Raw genomic sequence first — 17,152 nt, forward strand, 5'->3', positions numbered from 1 at the left:
AAACAATAGCGCAACGCTACTACCACTGTAACGGGAGGCGCACAATTCCTGAATATCCTGCATCAGTAGCTCTACACAAATCTGATACGGATGCTTGAATCTATTTGCCGCGACTAGGGGGAACTCGGCCTGTATTTCTGACCAATCTCCGACATACCCAGCTGCAAAATGATCGAGGTCACTTTCTCCAAGAATCGTAGCGAGACGAACCAAATGGTCTTCGGCCTGGTCCCTTTTTCCCTGATACTCCCCACGTCCGCCGCGACACTCAGTCGTGTGAAAGCCGGTAACGCCCATCCGGGTTAGTTCTGCCTTCCATCGGGCATCCACCTCAACCCACTCGCTTATCGGGCCAATGAATCCCGCAACAACGGTATGGATGCATTGGTTGTTAAGCCCGCTTTCGTCAAAATAGCCCCATAACAGCGCCAAGGTGCGGTCCTTCCCGTCAGAGGGAAAAATGCCTTCGGCTAATTCCCGGAGATCGATGCCGCTCACTTAGCACCCCCGATCTGGGTTTGCAAAGTATGATAACGCCTAAAAAAAGCCACCGCGTATTTGACCTTCGGTCACTTCGTTCCGCTCGAGATGCCAAGTGAGATACGCGTTCATTGCCGAGCATCGCGATCGCTTTGGCGTGCGGGCAATGTGCCGCTGCCTCGCCGTGCAGCCCAGCGGTTTCTATGCCTGGCAAAAGAGCCCGCTGAGCCAGCGGGCTCGGGAAGATGCTCGGCAAACGGAGCTGCTACAGCGGGCCTGGAATGACAGTGGCAAGGTCTATGGCTACCGCGAGCTGCACGACGACCTGCTGGATCATGGCGAGACCTGCTGTCCCAACCGCGTGGCCCGGTTGACCAGGCTGGCGGGCATCAGGGCCCAGGTCGGCTACAAACGCCGGCCTGGCAGCTATGGCGGCAAGCCGTCCCTCGCGATCGACAACACATTGGATCGCCAGTTCGATGTAGCTGCGCCTGACCGGGCCTGGGTGACAGACATCACCTATATCCGCACTCTGGAGGGCTTTGCCTATCTGGCTGTCGTGATCGATCTGTATTCCCGCCGCGTAGTGGGTTGGTCGATGCAAAGCCGGCAGACTACCGATGTGGTGCTGCAAGCGCTGCACATGGCGGTATGGCGGCGCAAGCCGAAGTACCGGGTGCTGATCCACTCGGACCAGGGCTCGCAGTTCACCAGCATGGACTGGGCTGCGTTCATCCGGGCGCACAATCTTGAGCACTCGATGAGCCGGCGCGGCAATTGCCATGACAACGCAGTTGCCGAGAGCTTCTTCTCGTCGCTCAAGCGTGAGCGCATCCGCCGCCGCACCTACAAAACCCGCGCCGAGGCCCGGCAGGACGTGTTCGATTACGTCGAGATGTTCTACAACCCGGTGCGCAAGCAGGTAAGGAACGGCATGCTGTCACCCGTCGAGTTCGAACGGCAACAGATTTTGAAAGCTGAAGGCGTCTAGAAATCTAGGGGCTACTCAGGACGAGAAAAATGCAGGAGCATCCTTCCATGGCAAGGCCGCATGGTGCCCTCTCGTCAACTTGCTCGGAGCCGGAAGGAAATAGGCAAGATGCCCTCGCCAAACTGCAGGATTCATTGCGTCCGCTGGACGAAGCCCTTTGGCTTTGGCTGCATCCAATATTCTCTCGATCCTCCCTCGGACGCGTTGTGCGGTCTCAGGTTTATCTGTCCAGATGGGTCGAAGAACCTGAAGAACGTCGTCGGTCGAAACATCAGAAACGGGTATGCTTGCGATTTCGGATGCGTGATCTCGCAAACTGTTTCGCCATTGCTGCCGGTGGACAAGGTTTCGCCACCCACTTTCAATGCTCGATATATACTCGGCGGAAAATTCCCCAAAAGTCGGAATTGCGGCGGGTTCAATGGCCGGCAGACGCAATTTCCGTGGATCCTTGCCGATCAAATCTGCCTCGCGCATTTCACCAGCTAACTGACGCGCTTTTGCTAAGGTCAATGCATTTTCAGCCCCAAGACCAACTTCAATCCGCCGCTCGCCATACTTGGCCATAAATACCCAGGCACGAGCCCCATGAACGGTAACACGTAGATAGAGACCCCCGCCATCCGAATGCCGACCCGTTGTCTTGATCGACGCTACCTGCCGAACAGTCAGTCGATTGAGTGATCGCGCCAATCGATTCACCCTCTCATCATGGGCGAAACTCCGTGCCCACTTTCGTGCCCACTTTCAAGCCGGTTATCAGCGAACGTTAGTGAACCAAATTGAACAAAGTCCGCAACAACCGATACAATTATATACGCATTTTCAGATGCTTAAAATCCCAATTTCAACTTAAGCGCACCTCATTGAACTGAAAAGTTCTGCGGACTCCCGCTCCGCCATTTAGTGTGTAATATCAGACACCTATCGAGAAAATCGGCGGATTTCTCACCAATACGTCTATCGATTGTTTCGCGTTGCTGCCGAAGCGCGCAGACGTCGGGTGGCTGCTATCCGTAGAGATTCCAGCCAACATGCAGCAAAAAAGGCCGCATGGGTTCGCATGGATGAGCATCGCAACGACAAAGCTGAATTCGAGGGCGTTCGGACACATTGCGAAATGCCAAGAAAATGGCCATTTCGGTCATCCGTCCGTTAGGGAGCCGCCTCCCAGCCGCCGCCGAGCGCCTTGAACACGCTGATCTGCGCACTGGCCCGGTCGACTTGCGCCTGCGCCAGTGCGGCGCGCGCAGCGGCATCGGATCGCTGCGCATCGAGCAGTTGCAGGAAGTTGTCGGAGCCGTAATCGAAGCGCAGCCGCGTCAGCCGCGCGGCATCGGCGCTGGCGGCAAGTGCGCGCGTCAGCCGCCGTTCGCGCGTCGTGGCGGCGCCGGCGCGGGCCAGTGCCTGTTCGGTTTCCTTGAGCGCGTTGAGCACCGCCGCATCGAACTGCGCCAGACTGCGCCCGGCGATCGCCTCGTTTTCGCGCACCCGCGCGCGCGCCGCGCCGTTGAACGGGAAAGTCCAACTGATCAGCGGCCCAAGCGAATAGCCGAACGACTGGCTCTTGCCGAGATCGCCCAGCCGGGTGCTCCCCAGCGAGACCGCGCCGAGCAGCGTCACCGACGGATACAGTGCCGCGGTTGCAACCCCGATCCGCGCGGTATCCGCCGCAAGCTGGCGTTCGGCCTGGCGCACGTCGGGCCGCCTTGCGAGCAGCGCCTGACCGTCACCAACCGGCAGCGGCTGGCGGGCAAGCGGGATCGTGTGGCACTGCGCCGCTGGCGTATCGGTGATGGTATTGGGCGGATCGCCGGTCATCACCGCCAGCGCGTAGAGCGCCGCGCGCTGTTCAGCCTCGAAACTGGGCACTTGTGCGCGCGCCTGCTCGACCAGCACCGTCGCCTGGTCGACATCGCGCAACGATCCGCCGCCTGCCGACAGCCGGCGCTGCGTCAGGTCGAGCGTGCGTTCCTGCAACGCGGCGGTCTCGCGCGCGACATCGGCCTGAAGCGCGAAACCGCAAGCCTGCACATAAGACCGCGCGGTCTCGGCAGCCACTGCAACGCGTGCGGCATCGACTGCGGCTTGCGCGGCGCCAAGATCGGCGCGTGCGGCCTCGATCGACCGGCTGACCCCGCCGAAGAGATCGACCTCGTAACTGGCGTCGAAGCCGAGCGAGAAATAGTCTGTCGTCACCGCCTGCGGCGATGCGCCCCCTGCCACCCCCGGCACGCTGCCGACCGCAGTGCGGCGGCGGGTGTATTGTGCGCTGGTATCCGAGGTCGGCAACCGTGCTGCGCCGGATTCGGACAGCAAGGCGCGTGCGCGCTGGAGATTGGCGGCGGCCACGCGCAAATCGGTGTTACGCGCCAGTGCGCGTTCGACCAGCCGATCGAGTTCGGGGTCGGCGAACAGCCGCCACCATTGCGGCGGCAGCGGCGATGGCGTGACCGCGCCGTTGTTCAGCGCTTCCTGCAGGCGCACCTGCTCGGGCGGCAGCGCATCGGGCGCGCGATAGCGCGGGCCGACCACGCAGCCGGTCAAGGCAAGCGCCAGCGCCAGAGCCAGAGTCGAGGCGCGCTTCATTCGGCTGGCTCCGGTGCGGGCAGCTCGGGTGGTTCAGCCGGCGGCGGTTTTCGCTTCGCCCAACGCGCCACGGTATCGCCGGCCTTGCGGCTGATCACATAGAACGCTGGCGTGAACAGCAGCCCGAAGATCGTCACCCCGATCATCCCGAAGAACACCGCGATACCCAGCGCCTGCCGCATCTCGGCGCCCGCCCCGCTCGAAATGACGAGCGGCAGCGTGCCCAGGATGAACGCGATCGAGGTCATCAGGATCGGCCGCAGCCGCTGGTGCGCGGCGCGTTCCGCTGCCTCGCGCGGATCAAGCCCGTCGTCCTCGCCTTGCCGCGCAAATTCCACGATCAGGATGGCATTCTTGGCCGCGAGGCCGATCAGCACGACCAGCCCGATCTGCGTGAGAATATTGTTGTCTCGCCCCATCAGGTTGACCCCCAGGATCGCGGCGAGCAGGCACATCGGCACGATCAGGATGATCGCGAAGGGCAGGACCAGGCTTTCGTACTGCGCGGCCAGCAGCAGGAACACGAACACCACCGCCAGCACGAACACCAGGCTGCCGGTGTTGCCCGCCTGCTCCTGCTGGAAGGCCAGTTCGGTCCATTCATACGTGAAGCCCTGCGGCATGATAGACTTGGCCAGCTTGGCCATCGACGCCAGCGACTGGCCCGATGAATAGCCACGCTTGGTATCGCCCTGCAGTTCGGCGGCGGGGTAGAGGTTGTAGCGCACCACACGGTAAGGGCCGCTGTCGTTCTTCAGCGTCATCACCGCTGCCAGCGGCACCATCGCGCCCGAAGCCGAGCGCGTCTTGAGCCGGCCGATGTCGCCGACATCATCACGATAAGGCGCATCGGCCTGCGCCGTCACGCGGAAGGTGCGGCCCAGGAAATTGAAATCGTTGATGTAAGTGCTGCCCAGATACGTGCCGAGCGTGCTGAACACGTTCTGCGTGGGCACGCCCATCTGTTCGGCACGCTGGCGATCGACGTCTGCGCGCAACCGTGGCGTCTTGGTGCTGAAGGTGGTGAACACCGAAGTCAGCCCCGGATCGGCGTTGGCCGCCATCATCATCTTGAACGCAACCGCCTCCAGCGCCGGATAGCCGGTGCCCGCGCGGTCCTCGATCATCATCTTGAACCCGCCGCCCGTGCCGATCCCGCGCACCGGCGGCGGCGCGACGACCAGCACGTTGCCCGCGGTGATCGCGCCATAGGCCTTGCGCAGATCGAGCGCGATCGCGTCGGCCGTGGCCTTGCGGTCGCCATAGCCCTGGAGCGTCACGAAGATCGCGCCGGCGTTGGGTGCGGTGGTGAAGGTCGCGCCATCGAACCCGGCGAACGCCAGCGTGGCCTTCACGTTCGGGTTCGCCCGCGCGATCGCGCCCGCCTGCTGGACAATCTCGTCGGTGCGCTGGAGCGAACTGCCCGGCGGCAATTGCACCACCGCGATCAGGTAACCCTGGTCCTGCGCCGGGATAAACCCGGTCGGCGTCACCCAGAAGCGCCAGCCCGCCACGGCCAGCAGCAGCACGTAGACCACGCCGATCAGCGCCAGGCTGCGCACCAGACGCGCGGTCAGCTTGCCGTAGCGCGCGGACAATTGCTCGAACCGGTGGTTGAACCCGCGCGCAAAGCGTGTCGGCGCCCCGCGCCAGCCGTGCCTGGGTTCGGCCTCGTTCCTGGGCTTGAGGATCAACGCCGCCAGCGCAGGCGACAGCGTCAGCGACACGAACGCCGAAATCGCGGTCGCGCTGACGATGGTCAGCGCGAACTGCTTGTAGAATGCGCCCGAAATGCCGGGAATGAACGCCGTCGGGATGAACACCCCGCACAGCACCAGCGCAATCGCGATCAGCGCGCCAGATACCTCGTCCATGGTCTTGTGCGCGGCCTCGCGCGGAGACAGCTTCTCCTCCTCCATCAGCCGCTCGACGTTCTCGACCACCACGATCGCATCGTCGACCACGATCCCGATCGCCAGCACCAGCCCGAACAACGACAGGTTGTTGAGCGAGAAACCGAACGCCGCCATCGCCGCGAAGCTGCCGATCAGGCTGACCGGGATCGCCACGATCGGGATCAGCGACGCGCGCCAGCTTTGCAGGAACACCAGCACCACGATCGCAACGAGCACGATCGCTTCGAACAGCGTGTGCTCCACCGCCTCGATCGAAGCCGCGATATATTTGGTGGGGTTGTACGGGATCGAATAGACCAGCCCCGGCGGGAAGTCCTTCGAGACGCTTTCCATCTCGGCCTGGACCGCCTGCGCGGTGGTCAAGGCATTCGATCCGGGCAATTGCGTAACCGCCACCCCGATCGACGAGAACGCATCGCGATAGGCGTTGGTGCCGTAATCCTGCGCGCCCAGTTCGATCCGCGCAATATCGCGCAGCCGCGTCACCCGCCCGGCCGTATCGCGCTTGATCACGATCTGGGCAAACTGATCGGCGGTGGTCAGCCGGCCTTCGGTCTGGATGCCGAGCTGGAACGCGGTGCCGCCCTGGTTGAACGGCGCCTGCCCGATCGAGCCGGCCGCAACCTGGACGTTCTGCGCGCGCACCGCCGCAATGATTTCGTCCACCGTCAGGTTGCGCGAGGCGGCGGCATCGGGATCGATCCAGATCCGCATGTTGTAATCGCGCCCGCCGAACACCCGCACTCCGCCCACGCCGGGCACGCGGCTGAGCCGATCGACAAGCTGCAAGGTCGCGTAATTGCTGACGTATTGCTGGTTGAGCGACTTGTCGGGCGAATAGAGGTTCATCACCATCAGCAGGTCGGGCGCGTTCTTGCGCACCGTCACGCCGATCTGGCGGACTTCCTCGGGCAAGCGCGGTTCGGCGGTGGCGACGCGGTTCTGCACCAGCACTTGCGCCTGGTCGACGTTCGTACCCGCCTTGAAGGTGACGGTGATCGCCACCGTGCCGTCGCCGGTGGACGACGATTGCATGTAGATCATGTTCTCGACGCCGTTGATCGATTCCTCGAGCGGCGCGGCGATCGTATCGGCCAGCGTTTCGGCGGTGGCGCCGGGATAAGTCGCGGAAACCACCACCGTCGGCGGCGCAATCTCGGGATATTGCGCGACCGGCAGCGAGGGGTAGGCGATCAGCCCGAGGATCACGATCAGGATCGAAAGCACGCCAGCGAATATCGGGCGGTCGATGAAGAAATGCGGGAACTTCACGGCGCTATCGCGCTTTGGCTTCGGATGCCGCGGGCGCAGACAATGGCGTCGCCGTGGGCGCGGTGTTTGCGGCGCGTGGGCGGATCTGGACCAGCCGTGCCTTGACCGGCATCCCCGGCTGGAGCCGCACCAGCCCGTCGAGCACGACACGCTCGGTCGGTGCAATGCCGGCGCGCACCACGCGCAACCCCTCTACAAGCGGTCCGGTCTCGACCGGGCGTTGCGCGGTCTTGCCGTCAGCGCCCACCACATAAACGAAGCGCCGGGTCTGGTCGGTCACGATCGATTCGTCCGGGATCAACATCGCGTGATAGGTGCCCGAACCGAGCAGCCGCGCGCGCCCGAACATCCCCGGCACCAGAAAGCCTTTGGGATTGGCGACGACGGCATGCGCGCGGATCGTGCCCGATTGCGTGTCGATCGCATTGTCGACGAACTGCATCCGGCCGTGCCAGCGGTAATCCTTCTCGTCGGAAAGCTGGATGTCGATCGGATTGGGCGCATTGCGCGAAGATTGCCGCTCACCCTGCTGCGCCAGCCGGATATATTTGAGATAGAAACTTTCGGCGCCATCGAAGCTGAAGCGGATCGGATCGACGGTGACCACGCGGGTCAACGGGGTGGTGCCGCTGGCAACATAGGTGCCGATCGATACCTTCTTGTCCGAAACCGACCCCGAAATCGGCGAACGCACCGTGGTGAACGACAAGTCCAGCGCGCGCGCATCGACCGCGGCGCGCGCGGATTCGACGCTGGCATTGGCGGTGCGCAAGTTGGCCTGCTTGGTTTCGTATTCCTCACGACTGATCGCCTGGACATCAACCAGCTTCTGCGCGCGCGCCAGTTCGGTGCGCGCGTTGGCAACGGCGGCGCGTGCCTTGGCGAGATCGCCTTGCGCCTGCGCCAGCGCCGCACGATAGGGACGCGGATCGATCACGAACAGCGCCTGCCCCTTGCCCACGCGCGCGCCCTCGCGGAACAAGACCGACATAACCGTGCCCGAAATGCGCGGCCGCACCTCGACATCCTGCACAGCCTCGAACCGACCGACGTAATCGTCCCAGTCGACAATATCACGCGCGATCGGCAGTCCGACAGCGACATTTGTCTGCGGTGGTGGCGGTGGCGGGGCCGACGAACAGCTTCCCAGGTTGGTGGCAGCCAGCAAGCCCACGGCCAGAACGCCCGTGGGCGATCCGCACAACCAGCGGCGCAAATCGATTGAAGCCATGCTTTTCCCTGCGCTTGGCAACCGCGGTGGAGCAAGATAGCCTCCGCCAAGCGCGATAACGTTACCGCTGGCGATTGGTTCCAAGCTTACGCACGAATGGCCGGCCTCCAAAACCGAGCGTTGGCGGGCGGAGCGGGCAATCGCCCTCATTGCGATCAACGAGGCTGGAGGTCAGTTGGTTGCCGGCGCCCAGCGCATCCACTCGCAGCCGGAACGCCAAGGCGCTTTTGAGGTTCTGGAAATGCGCTGTCCACTGGTACCAGCATGACGGATGATCGGGTTCGCGCCGCTGCGCCGGCCGACCATCTGAAGGGTTGGAAATCGGCCTCGTCCCTTATCGCTGCCCGCCCATTGCCTGCCCGACGACCAACGTTAAAGCTGCCTGGAGTTATCCCAATGCTCGATCCCTTTGCCTTTTATTCACGCCTGGCGTCGGCTGCGGTCGGCATCGCAGGAACCACCCTGCGGGCGTCTGAAACGCTCGACGCATCGCGTGAGGTCATTGCCAGGCGTGTGGAGATGATGGGCGAAGCCGCGCGGTCGCCGCTCGACGGCAATTATGCCGAATTGGGCCGCATGATGCCCGAGAAGATCGACGCTTTCGCCCGGGCCGGCGCCGCGGTGGCCGAAGATTGGTGGGCGCTACAATCCGCCTGCATGGCCGAAATGCAGCACATGGGCGCTATCGTGCTGCAGGGGCGGCCGCCGAGCATCACAGAACTGTTGGCGCTGTGGCAGCGCAATGCAGCGTTCGGGCTGCGCATATTCGAACGCGCAACCGCTATTAACGACAAGGGCTTGCGGCCGATTCACGCAACCGCGACGGCCAATGCAAAGCGGCTCAAGCACGTCTGACACCGAAGCCGAGGCCAGATGCGAGGCCAGATCCGGGGCCAGAACCAGGCCCTAAACCAGGCTCGCGGCAGCGCATGCCACGAACCTGGGATCAAGCAACCCGAACGCGAATTACTTCTTGGTCCGCAGCTTGCGGTGATGGCTCAAATCCAGCACTTCGCTAGGGCCGGCATCGTCCTGCAGCAGGCCGAGGCGGCGGGCGACTTCCTGATATGCTTCTTCTTCGCCGCCAAGATCCTGGCGAAAGCGGTCCTTGTCGAGTTTTTCGCCGGTGGTCATGTCCCACAGGCGGCAGCAATCGGGGCTGATTTCATCGGCCAGGATCACGCGAGCGTAGTCACCTTCCCAGATGCGGCCGAATTCGAGCTTGAAATCGACCAGGCGAATGTGGATCGTGGCGAACATCCCCGAGAGGAAGTCGTTCACGCGGATCGCCATCGAAGAGATGTCCTGCATCTCGTCGTTCGAGCACCAGCCGAAGCAGGCGATGTGCTCTTCGGCCACCAGCGGATCGCCCAGCGCATCGTCCTTGTAGTAGTATTCGATCAGCGTGTGGGGCAGCGGTTCGCCTTCTTCGATGCCCAGCCGCTTGGACAGCGAGCCGGCGGCGATGTTGCGGACGACCACTTCGATCGGGATGATTTCGACCTGGCGCACGAGCTGTTCGCGCATGTTGAGCCGGCGGATGAAGTGCGTGGGGATGCCGATGTGGCTCAGCCGCGTGAACACATATTCGCTGATGCGGTTGTTGATCACGCCCTTGCCGCTGATGGTGCCGCGCTTCTGCGCGTTGAAAGCGGTGGCATCGTCCTTGAAATACTGGATGATCGTGCCGGGTTCGGGGCCTTCGTAAAGGATCTTGGCCTTGCCTTCGTAGATCTGGCGGCGGCGTGACATCGTATGGCGTTCCTTCGAGCCGCGCGGGATACGGTCCCGCTGCGAAATAAAAATCAAAAACCCCGGCTCACGGACGAGTCGCAAGTGCAACGCGTCCGCTCCGGCCGGGGGCTGGCCACAGGCCATAGGCGAAATCGCCCGTCTGCGCAATCTCGGCACCGGGCCAGCCAGGCGATCCGCTTCAGGAATCAGCGCACTGCCCGGTTGGTCGTTCCATTTATCCGAACGTTCGGATCGATATTATCCGTCTGACCTGCACAGCCGCAGCCCGTTATCACCACTCCATCAACCCCACGGGCCTGCTGCGGCCCCTTCAAGGAACCTGTCCATGAGCAAAGTCCTGGTCCTCTACTATTCGACGTACGGCCATATCGAAACGATGGCGCAAGCCGTTGCCGAAGGCGCACGCGCTGCGGGCGCGGAGGTCGACATTCGCCGCGTGCCCGAGATCATCTCGGAAGAACGCGCCAGGGCCGCGCACTTCAAGATCGACCAGGCGGCGCCCTTCGCCACGATCGCCGACCTCGCCAATTACGACGCGATCATTGTCGGCACCGGCACGCGCTTCGGCCGGATCAGTTCGCAGATGGCGGCGTTCCTCGACCAGGCCGGCGGGCTGTGGGCAAGCGGGGCGCTTATCGGCAAAGTGGGCGCGGCCTTCACCAGCACCGGCAGCCAGCACGGCGGCCAGGAAACCACGCTGTTCTCGATCCTGACCAACCTGCTCCATTTCGGCATGACGATCGTCGGGCTCGATTACGGCTACGCCGGTCAAATGGGGCACAACGAAGTTGTCGGCGGCGCGCCCTATGGTGCCACCACCATCGCCGGCGGTGACGGCAGCCGCCAGCCGAGCGAGGCCGATCTGGGCGGCGCGCGGCATCTGGGCGAACGCGTGGCGCGGACCGCGACCAAGCTGTTCGGGTAAACGATGCTGTTTGAGTAGACGATGCTGGTCGAGTAGACGATGCTGGTCGGGTAAACATCGGCCACCGGCGCGCGCAGGTTGTCCTGCACGCGCCGGGCGGCTAGCACGCGGATCATGGGAACCGAACCCCCGCGCAGCACCCGCCCCGCCATGACCCGCGTGCTCCAGAGCCAGAGCGGGGAGATGCCCGTCCGCGCGCGCGGCATGCCGGCGTGGAAGCTGGCCGATAGCTACCACCAGCTTCTGCGCATAACATGGCCGCGGCTGATCGGGCTGCTTGTGGCGATTTTCATCGCCGCGAACCTGGTGTTTGCCGCGCTTTATACGCTCGATGCGGACGGCATTTCGACATCGCAGGGCCCGGCCGTGAGCAGCCTGTACCTCAAGATGTTCTTCTTCAGTGTCGATACCGTGGCCACGATCGGCTACGGCAACATGTACCCGGTGTCGGGTTTCGCCAACTTCCTGGTGGTGGTCGAGGTGATCTTCGGGATCCTGTTCACCGCCTTTGCCACCGGCATCGCCTTTGCCCGATTTTCGCGGCCGACCGCGCGCATCCTGTTCTCGAAAGTGGCGGTGGTACAGGCAGATGGCGCCGAAGCGCCGCTGCTGATGTTCCGCGCCGCCAACCAGCGACACAACCTGATTTTCGAGGCCGAAGTGCGCGTTTCGGTGCTGCTGGACGAAGTCGTACTCGGCACGACTTATCGCCGGTTTCAGGATCTGAAGCTCGAACGCGCATCGAACCCGCTGTTCACGCTGAGCTGGACGATCATGCACCGCATCGACGAGAATAGCCCGCTCCACGGCTGGCTTGCCAATCATTGCGTTCCCGGAGAGGTCGACGTGGTGGTCGTCGTCAGCGGGGTGGATGCGCACAGCGGCCAGTTGATCCATGGCCGCTGGGCCTATTCGGCGCACGATATCCGTTGGGGCCACCGGCTGGTCGACATCGTCGAGCGGCTCCCGTCGGGCGAGCGCCTGATCGATTACGGACGGTTCCACGATACCGAAGTGCTTCTGGAGAATGCCCGATGAACCGTGACGAGACGCTTGCCTTGTTGACCCGCTACTACGCCGCCTTCAACGCCGGCGATGCCGGGGGCATGCTCGCCTGCCTGACCGACGACGTGGCGCACGATATCAACGAGGGCGCGACTCACCACGGCAAGGCGGCGTTCCGCGATTTCCTTGCGCACATGGACCGCTCCTATACCGAACATCTCGAGGACCTCGTACTGATGGCGAGCGATGATGGCGGGCGCGGCGCCGCCGAATTCACCGTCCACGGCACCTACAAGGCGACCGACGAGGGCTTGCCCGAAGCCAACGGGCAGACATACGTGTTGCCGGCGGGAGCGTTCTTTGCGGTGAAGGATGGGCTGATCGCGCGGGTGACAGTCTACTACAACCTGGCAGACTGGACGCGGCAGGTGCTGGCCGGGGCCGGGGCCGGAGCAGCGGCTTGAGCGTAACCGTCCGCTCGCTCACGGGTGCGGAAATCGCCGATGTGCTCGACGATCTGGCCAGCTTGAGAATCGCGGTGTTCGCCTCCTTCCCGTACCTTTACGATGGTGACGCAGCTTACGAGGCCGATTACTTGCGCGAATTTGCGAGTGCGCCCGATGCGGTCATGGTCGCGGCGTTCGATGGCGAGCGCATAGTCGGCGCTGCCACCGCCTCGCCGATGCAGGCCCAGAAAGCCGAATTCCAGGCGCCGTTCGCCGTGCGCGGGCTGGACGTGGCGCGGTTGTTCTACTTCGGCGAAAGCGTTCTGCTGCCCGAATATCGCGGGCGTGGCATCGGCCATGGTTTCTTCGACCACCGCGAAGCCCGCGCGCGCGAAGCCGGCGCCACAGCCGCCTGCTTCGCCGCAGTGATCCGACCAGAAAACCACCCGGCGTGGCCAGCGGGATACCAGCCGCTCGATGCGTTCTGGCGCAAGCGCGGCTATGCGCCTGTATCCGGCTTCATGACCGACCTCGCGTGGAAGGAACACCGCGAGATGGAGGAAAGCCCCAAGCCGATGCAGTACTGGCTGCGGACGTGGTGAGGTTCCGCGTCGCCGCCGCGCAATATCCGATCGAGCGCCTCGCATCGTGGTCCGCCTACAGGACCAAACTCACCCGCTGGGTCGCAGAAGCTGCCGCAAACGGTGCAAATCTTCTGGTTTTCCCCGAATACGGCGCAATGGAACTGGCCTCGCTCGATCCCGCCACCGAAGGCGATCTCACCGCTTCGCTCGACGCAGTTTCGGCGCTGTTGCCGCAAGTCGATGCACTCCACGCGGATCTCGCCCGCCAGCACCAAGTCCACATCCTCGCCGCCAGCGCCCCGCGCCGCGATGCCGATGGCACGGCGCGCAATGCCGTGCGGCTGTTTGTACCATCGGGTGCCTGGGCCACGCAGGACAAGCTGGTGATGACGCGGTTCGAGCGCGAGCAGTGGCACATTTCTCCGGGCACCGTGCTGCTGCTGTTCGATACCGCGCTGGGCAAGATCGGCGTTGTGATTTGCTATGACAGCGAATTCCCATTGCTGGCCCGCGCGCTGGTCGAGGCTGGGGCCGAAGTGCTGCTCGTGCCAAGCTGTACGGATACGCTCCACGGCTATTGGCGCGTGCGGATCGGGTCGCAGGCGCGCGCGCTCGAAGGGCAGTGCTTCACCGTCCAATCGCCGACCGTGGGCACGGCGGAGTGGTCCCCGGCGGTGGACGTCAATCGTGGTGCGGCTGGCATATTCGGGCCACCCGATCGGGGCATGCCCGAAGACGGCGTTATCGCGATCGGCACGATCGACGCTGCGCAATGGGTCTTTGCCGACATCGACACCGCGCGCGTGGCCGAGTTGCGCCGGGATGGCGGCGTGCTCAACGCTCGAGATTGGGCGGACCAACCCGGCGCCGTGCCGCTGCCGCCGGTGACGCGCGTGGCGCTGCGCTGACCCTTTCGCGCGCGCAACCGATCGTCTAGCACACGGCGATGATCGCATTTGAAACCACAAGAAAAGTCGTCTGGCGATGATCGACGCTGCCGAGCATGTCCATCAGACATTCCTGACGGCGCTTTCAGCCGCCACCTTGCGCCGCCGTTCGAACCTTGGCCTGGCCGATGTCGGGCTGAGCAAGGACCGCGCCGCCGCGCTGGTGCTGAGCCAGATGACCAGCCGCCAGCTCGACCGGCTGTCGCGCAAGTTGCAGGGGCGTGGCGAAGGCTTCTACACGATCGGCAGTTCGGGCCACGAAGGCAACGCCACGCTGGCCGAGGCGCTGCGCGTCGATGACATGGCTTTCCTGCATTACCGCGACGCCGCGTTCCAGATCCACCGCGCGGGACGTGTTCCGGGCGAGACCCCGGCATGGGACATGCTGCTGTCGTTCGCGGCTTCGGCTGAGGACCCGATTTCGGGCGGGCGGCACAAGGTGCTCGGCTCGAAGCGGCTGGCTATTCCGCCGCAGACCAGCACCATCGCCAGCCATTTGCCCAAGGCGGTGGGCGCGGCGTTCAGCATCGGCATCGCGCGGCGGATCGGGTTGGAGGATACCGTGCTCGCCCCCGATGGCGTGGTGCTCGCCAGCTTTGGGGACGCCAGCACCAACCATTCGACCGCGCAAGGCGCCTTCAACACCGCCGCCTGGGCCGCGTTCCAGGGCACCCCGATGCCGATCATTTTCCTGTGCGAGGACAACGGCATCGGCATTTCGACCCGCACGCCCAAGGGCTGGGTGGAGGCGAATTTTTCGACCCGAGCGGGACTGCACTACATCCAGTGCGATGGCTGCGATCTGGTTGATGCAATGCGCGGCGCGAATGAGGCCGTGGAGATTGCGCGGAAGCAGCGCAAGCCGGTGTTCCTTCACATGCGCACCGTACGACTTTACGGGCACGCAGGTTCGGATGCGCAGGCGGTCTACTTGTCGAAGGCCGAAATCGCCGCCGATGAAGCGCGCGATCCGCTGCTGGCCAGCGCCGCACTGCTGATCGAGGAAGGCGTGATGACCACCGACGAGTTGCGTGATGCCTATGAGGGCATCGGCGAAACGCTGGCGCGGCAGGCCGAGCTTGCGATCCAGCGGCCCAAGCTGGAAACCGCCGCCGAAGTCATGGACAGCATCGTGCCCCCGCCGCGCGCCGTACCGGCCTTTCCAGCCCCCTCGCCCGAAGCCCGCGCTGCGCTGTTCGCCGACGATGCCGCGCAGATCGATAAGCCGCAGCACATGGCGCGGCTGCTGTCGTGGGCGCTGGCCGATGTGCTGCTGGCCAACCCCAACGCCATCGTCTGCGGCGAGGATGTCGGCGCCAAGGGCGGCGTCTACAACTGCACCGCGCGGCTGCACCAGCGCTTCGGATCGGCGCGGGTGATCAACACTTTGCTCGATGAGCAGGCGATCCTGGGCCTGGCGATCGGGGCGGCGCACAACGGATTGCTGCCGCTGCCCGAGATCCAGTTCCTGGCTTATGTCCACAATGCCGAAGACCAGATCCGCGGCGAAGCGGCGACTTTGCCGTTCTTTTCCAACGGCATGTACACCAACCCGATGGTGATCCGCATCGCCGGCCTGCCTTACCAGAAAGGCTTCGGCGGGCACTTCCACAACGACAACAGCTTGGCCGTCTTCCGCGATATTCCCGGCGTAGTGCTGGCGGTGCCCTCGAACGGCGCCGATGCAGTAGCGATGCTGCGCGAATGCGTGCGGCTTGCGCATGAAGAGCAACGCGTGGTCGTGTTCGTCGAACCGATCGCGCTTTACATGACGCGCGACCTGCATGCCGAAGGCGATGGATTGTGGACCAGCCGTTATGCCGCGCCGGGCGATGCTGCGATCCGGATGGGCGAGATCGGCGTGTGGGGCGATGGCACCGACCTGGCGATCGTGACGTACGGCAACGGCTATTACCTCTCACGTCAGGCCGAAAAGCCGCTGGCCGAGCAGGGCGTTGCGCTGCGGGTCATCGACTTGCGCTGGCTCGCCCCGCTGGCCGAGGACGCGCTGCTGGCGGCGACCGGGCCGTGCGCCCGTGTGCTGATCGTCGACGAATGCCGCGTCACCGGATCGCAGAGCGAGGCGTTGATGGCACTGTTCGCAGAGCGTGCACCGGGGAAAAAGGTCGCGCGGATCGCCGCGGATGACAGCTTCATCCCGCTCGCCCGCGCCGCGACGCTGGCTTTGCCGAGCCGCGAATCGATCGTCGCGGCGGCGCTGGAATTGCGCCGTGGGTAAGGAAGCGGTGCTGGTGGTCTGCCCGGGGCGGGGCACTTACAACGCGCCCGAACTGGGCTATCTGGCGCGGCATCACGCCAGCCATGCAGACCTTGCCCGATTCGATGCGATCCGCGCCGAGGCGGGCAAGGACACGCTCACCACGCTCGATGGCATGGCGAAATTTCAGCCCTCGCTCCACACGCGCGGCGATGTAGCGGCGCCGCTGATTTATGCCGCATCGTGGCTGGACTTTAACGCACTCGACCGCGAACGTTACGAAGTGGTGGCGGTGACGGGCAATTCGATGGGCTGGTACACCGCGCTCGCCTGCGCGGGCGCGGTTTCGGCCGAGCAGGCCTTCCGCATCGCCGATGCAATGGGGGTCAATTCCCAGCAGCACGCGCCCGGCGGGCAGATGGTCATGGTGTTGGCAGGCGAAGACTGGCGCGTCGATCCCGCGCTGGCGGCGCAAGTCGAGCGAGCGGTGGCGCAAAGCGGCACGATGGCATCTATCCGGCTGGGCGGGATGCTGGTGGTGGCGGGCGAGGCCCCTGCCCTTGCCGCGCTCGAAGCCGCGTTGCCGCCACTGCCGCGCCCACCGCTGCAACTTGCAGGCAATGGGCCGTTCCACACGCCACTGATGCGCCCGAGTGCAGAGGCCGCGCGGACGGGACTACCAGCTGAATGGTTCGGCAATCCGGGCGTGCCGATGGTCGACGGGCGCGGGGCGATCTGGCGGCCTTTCGCCAGCGATCCGGCCGCGCTGTGGGACTACACTTTCGGCGCGCAG

Annotated in this window: 14 protein-coding genes and 1 pseudogene; 9 read left to right on the plus strand and 6 right to left on the minus strand. The window is 64.2% G+C overall.

Annotated features, from left to right (window positions below; genetic code table 11):
* A partial coding sequence (locus tag Q0R16_RS01655) for a hypothetical protein (protein WP_295631147.1) occupies positions 1-498 on the minus strand: 498 nt, incomplete at its 3' end.
* Between the two features lie 91 nt (positions 499-589).
* On the opposite strand from Q0R16_RS01655, the pseudogene Q0R16_RS01660 reads away from it, so the two are divergent.
* Positions 590-1,471: pseudogene (locus tag Q0R16_RS01660) on the plus strand (IS3 family transposase); the annotation flags it as partial.
* 15 nt (positions 1,472-1,486) lie between these two features.
* Here the strand turns inward: Q0R16_RS01660 and Q0R16_RS01665 are convergent.
* The 4 genes from Q0R16_RS01665 to Q0R16_RS01680 all read right to left on the minus strand — a co-directional run bounded on the left by Q0R16_RS01665 (position 1,487) and on the right by Q0R16_RS01680 (position 8,479).
* Positions 1,487-2,173 carry an Arm DNA-binding domain-containing protein gene (locus Q0R16_RS01665; protein ID WP_295631149.1) on the minus strand — a complete coding sequence of 229 codons (687 nt, stop codon included), beginning with the start codon at positions 2,171-2,173 and terminating at the stop codon, positions 1,487-1,489.
* 453 nt (positions 2,174-2,626) lie between these two features.
* Positions 2,627-4,060, minus strand: coding sequence for an efflux transporter outer membrane subunit (locus tag Q0R16_RS01670; protein WP_295631151.1), 1,434 nt, complete (start codon positions 4,058-4,060; stop codon positions 2,627-2,629).
* Positions 4,057-7,248: a multidrug efflux RND transporter permease subunit gene (locus Q0R16_RS01675; RefSeq protein ID WP_295631153.1), complete on the minus strand. Its 3,192-nt coding sequence runs from the start codon at positions 7,246-7,248 to the stop codon at positions 4,057-4,059. Before Q0R16_RS01675 ends, Q0R16_RS01670 begins: the two co-directional genes overlap by 4 nt.
* Before the next feature lie 4 nt (positions 7,249-7,252).
* On the minus strand, positions 7,253-8,479 hold the full coding sequence (locus tag Q0R16_RS01680; RefSeq protein WP_295631155.1) for an efflux RND transporter periplasmic adaptor subunit: 1,227 nt from the start codon (positions 8,477-8,479) through the stop codon (positions 7,253-7,255).
* A 396-nt stretch (positions 8,480-8,875) separates the two neighbouring features.
* On the opposite strand from Q0R16_RS01680, the gene Q0R16_RS01685 reads away from it, so the two are divergent.
* Positions 8,876-9,334 carry a hypothetical protein gene (locus Q0R16_RS01685; protein WP_295631157.1) on the plus strand — a complete coding sequence of 153 codons (459 nt, stop codon included), beginning with the start codon at positions 8,876-8,878 and terminating at the stop codon, positions 9,332-9,334.
* A gap of 111 nt (positions 9,335-9,445) precedes the next feature.
* Here Q0R16_RS01685 and purC read toward each other — a convergent pair whose 3' ends face one another.
* Positions 9,446-10,231, minus strand: coding sequence for a phosphoribosylaminoimidazolesuccinocarboxamide synthase (gene purC / locus Q0R16_RS01690; RefSeq protein ID WP_295631159.1), 786 nt, complete (start codon positions 10,229-10,231; stop codon positions 9,446-9,448).
* A gap of 328 nt (positions 10,232-10,559) precedes the next feature.
* Here purC and wrbA point away from each other — a divergent pair, with 328 nt between their 5' ends.
* The 7 genes from wrbA to Q0R16_RS01725 form a co-directional block, all read left to right on the plus strand.
* The gene (wrbA, locus tag Q0R16_RS01695) at positions 10,560-11,159 is read left to right on the plus strand and encodes an NAD(P)H:quinone oxidoreductase (protein ID WP_295631161.1); all 600 of its coding nucleotides are present in this window, start codon (positions 10,560-10,562) and stop codon (positions 11,157-11,159) included.
* Positions 11,160-11,273: 114 nt separating this feature from the next.
* A complete protein-coding gene (locus Q0R16_RS01700) occupies positions 11,274-12,197 on the plus strand; it encodes an ion channel (RefSeq protein WP_295631163.1) in 924 nt (307 codons plus the stop codon).
* Entirely contained in the window at positions 12,194-12,628 is a 435-nt protein-coding gene (locus tag Q0R16_RS01705; RefSeq protein WP_295631165.1) for a ketosteroid isomerase-related protein, read from the plus strand. Before Q0R16_RS01700 ends, Q0R16_RS01705 begins: the two co-directional genes overlap by 4 nt.
* Positions 12,625-13,212, plus strand: coding sequence for a GNAT family N-acetyltransferase (locus Q0R16_RS01710; protein ID WP_295631167.1), 588 nt, complete (start codon positions 12,625-12,627; stop codon positions 13,210-13,212). The genes Q0R16_RS01705 and Q0R16_RS01710 overlap by 4 nt, the downstream gene beginning before the upstream one ends.
* Positions 13,209-14,102 (plus strand): carbon-nitrogen hydrolase family protein, encoded by an 894-nt coding sequence (locus Q0R16_RS01715; RefSeq protein WP_295631169.1) that lies wholly within the window; start codon positions 13,209-13,211, stop codon positions 14,100-14,102. Before Q0R16_RS01710 ends, Q0R16_RS01715 begins: the two co-directional genes overlap by 4 nt.
* A gap of 76 nt (positions 14,103-14,178) precedes the next feature.
* Positions 14,179-16,380: an alpha-ketoacid dehydrogenase subunit alpha/beta gene (locus tag Q0R16_RS01720; protein WP_295631171.1), complete on the plus strand. Its 2,202-nt coding sequence runs from the start codon at positions 14,179-14,181 to the stop codon at positions 16,378-16,380.
* The coding region (locus Q0R16_RS01725; protein ID WP_295631173.1) for an ACP S-malonyltransferase at positions 16,373-17,152 on the plus strand (780 nt) is incomplete at its 3' end. The genes Q0R16_RS01720 and Q0R16_RS01725, both read left to right, overlap by 8 nt.

Origin of the sequence: Novosphingobium sp. (assembly GCF_025351285.1) — a bacterium.
GTDB lineage: Bacteria > Pseudomonadota > Alphaproteobacteria > Sphingomonadales > Sphingomonadaceae > Novosphingobium.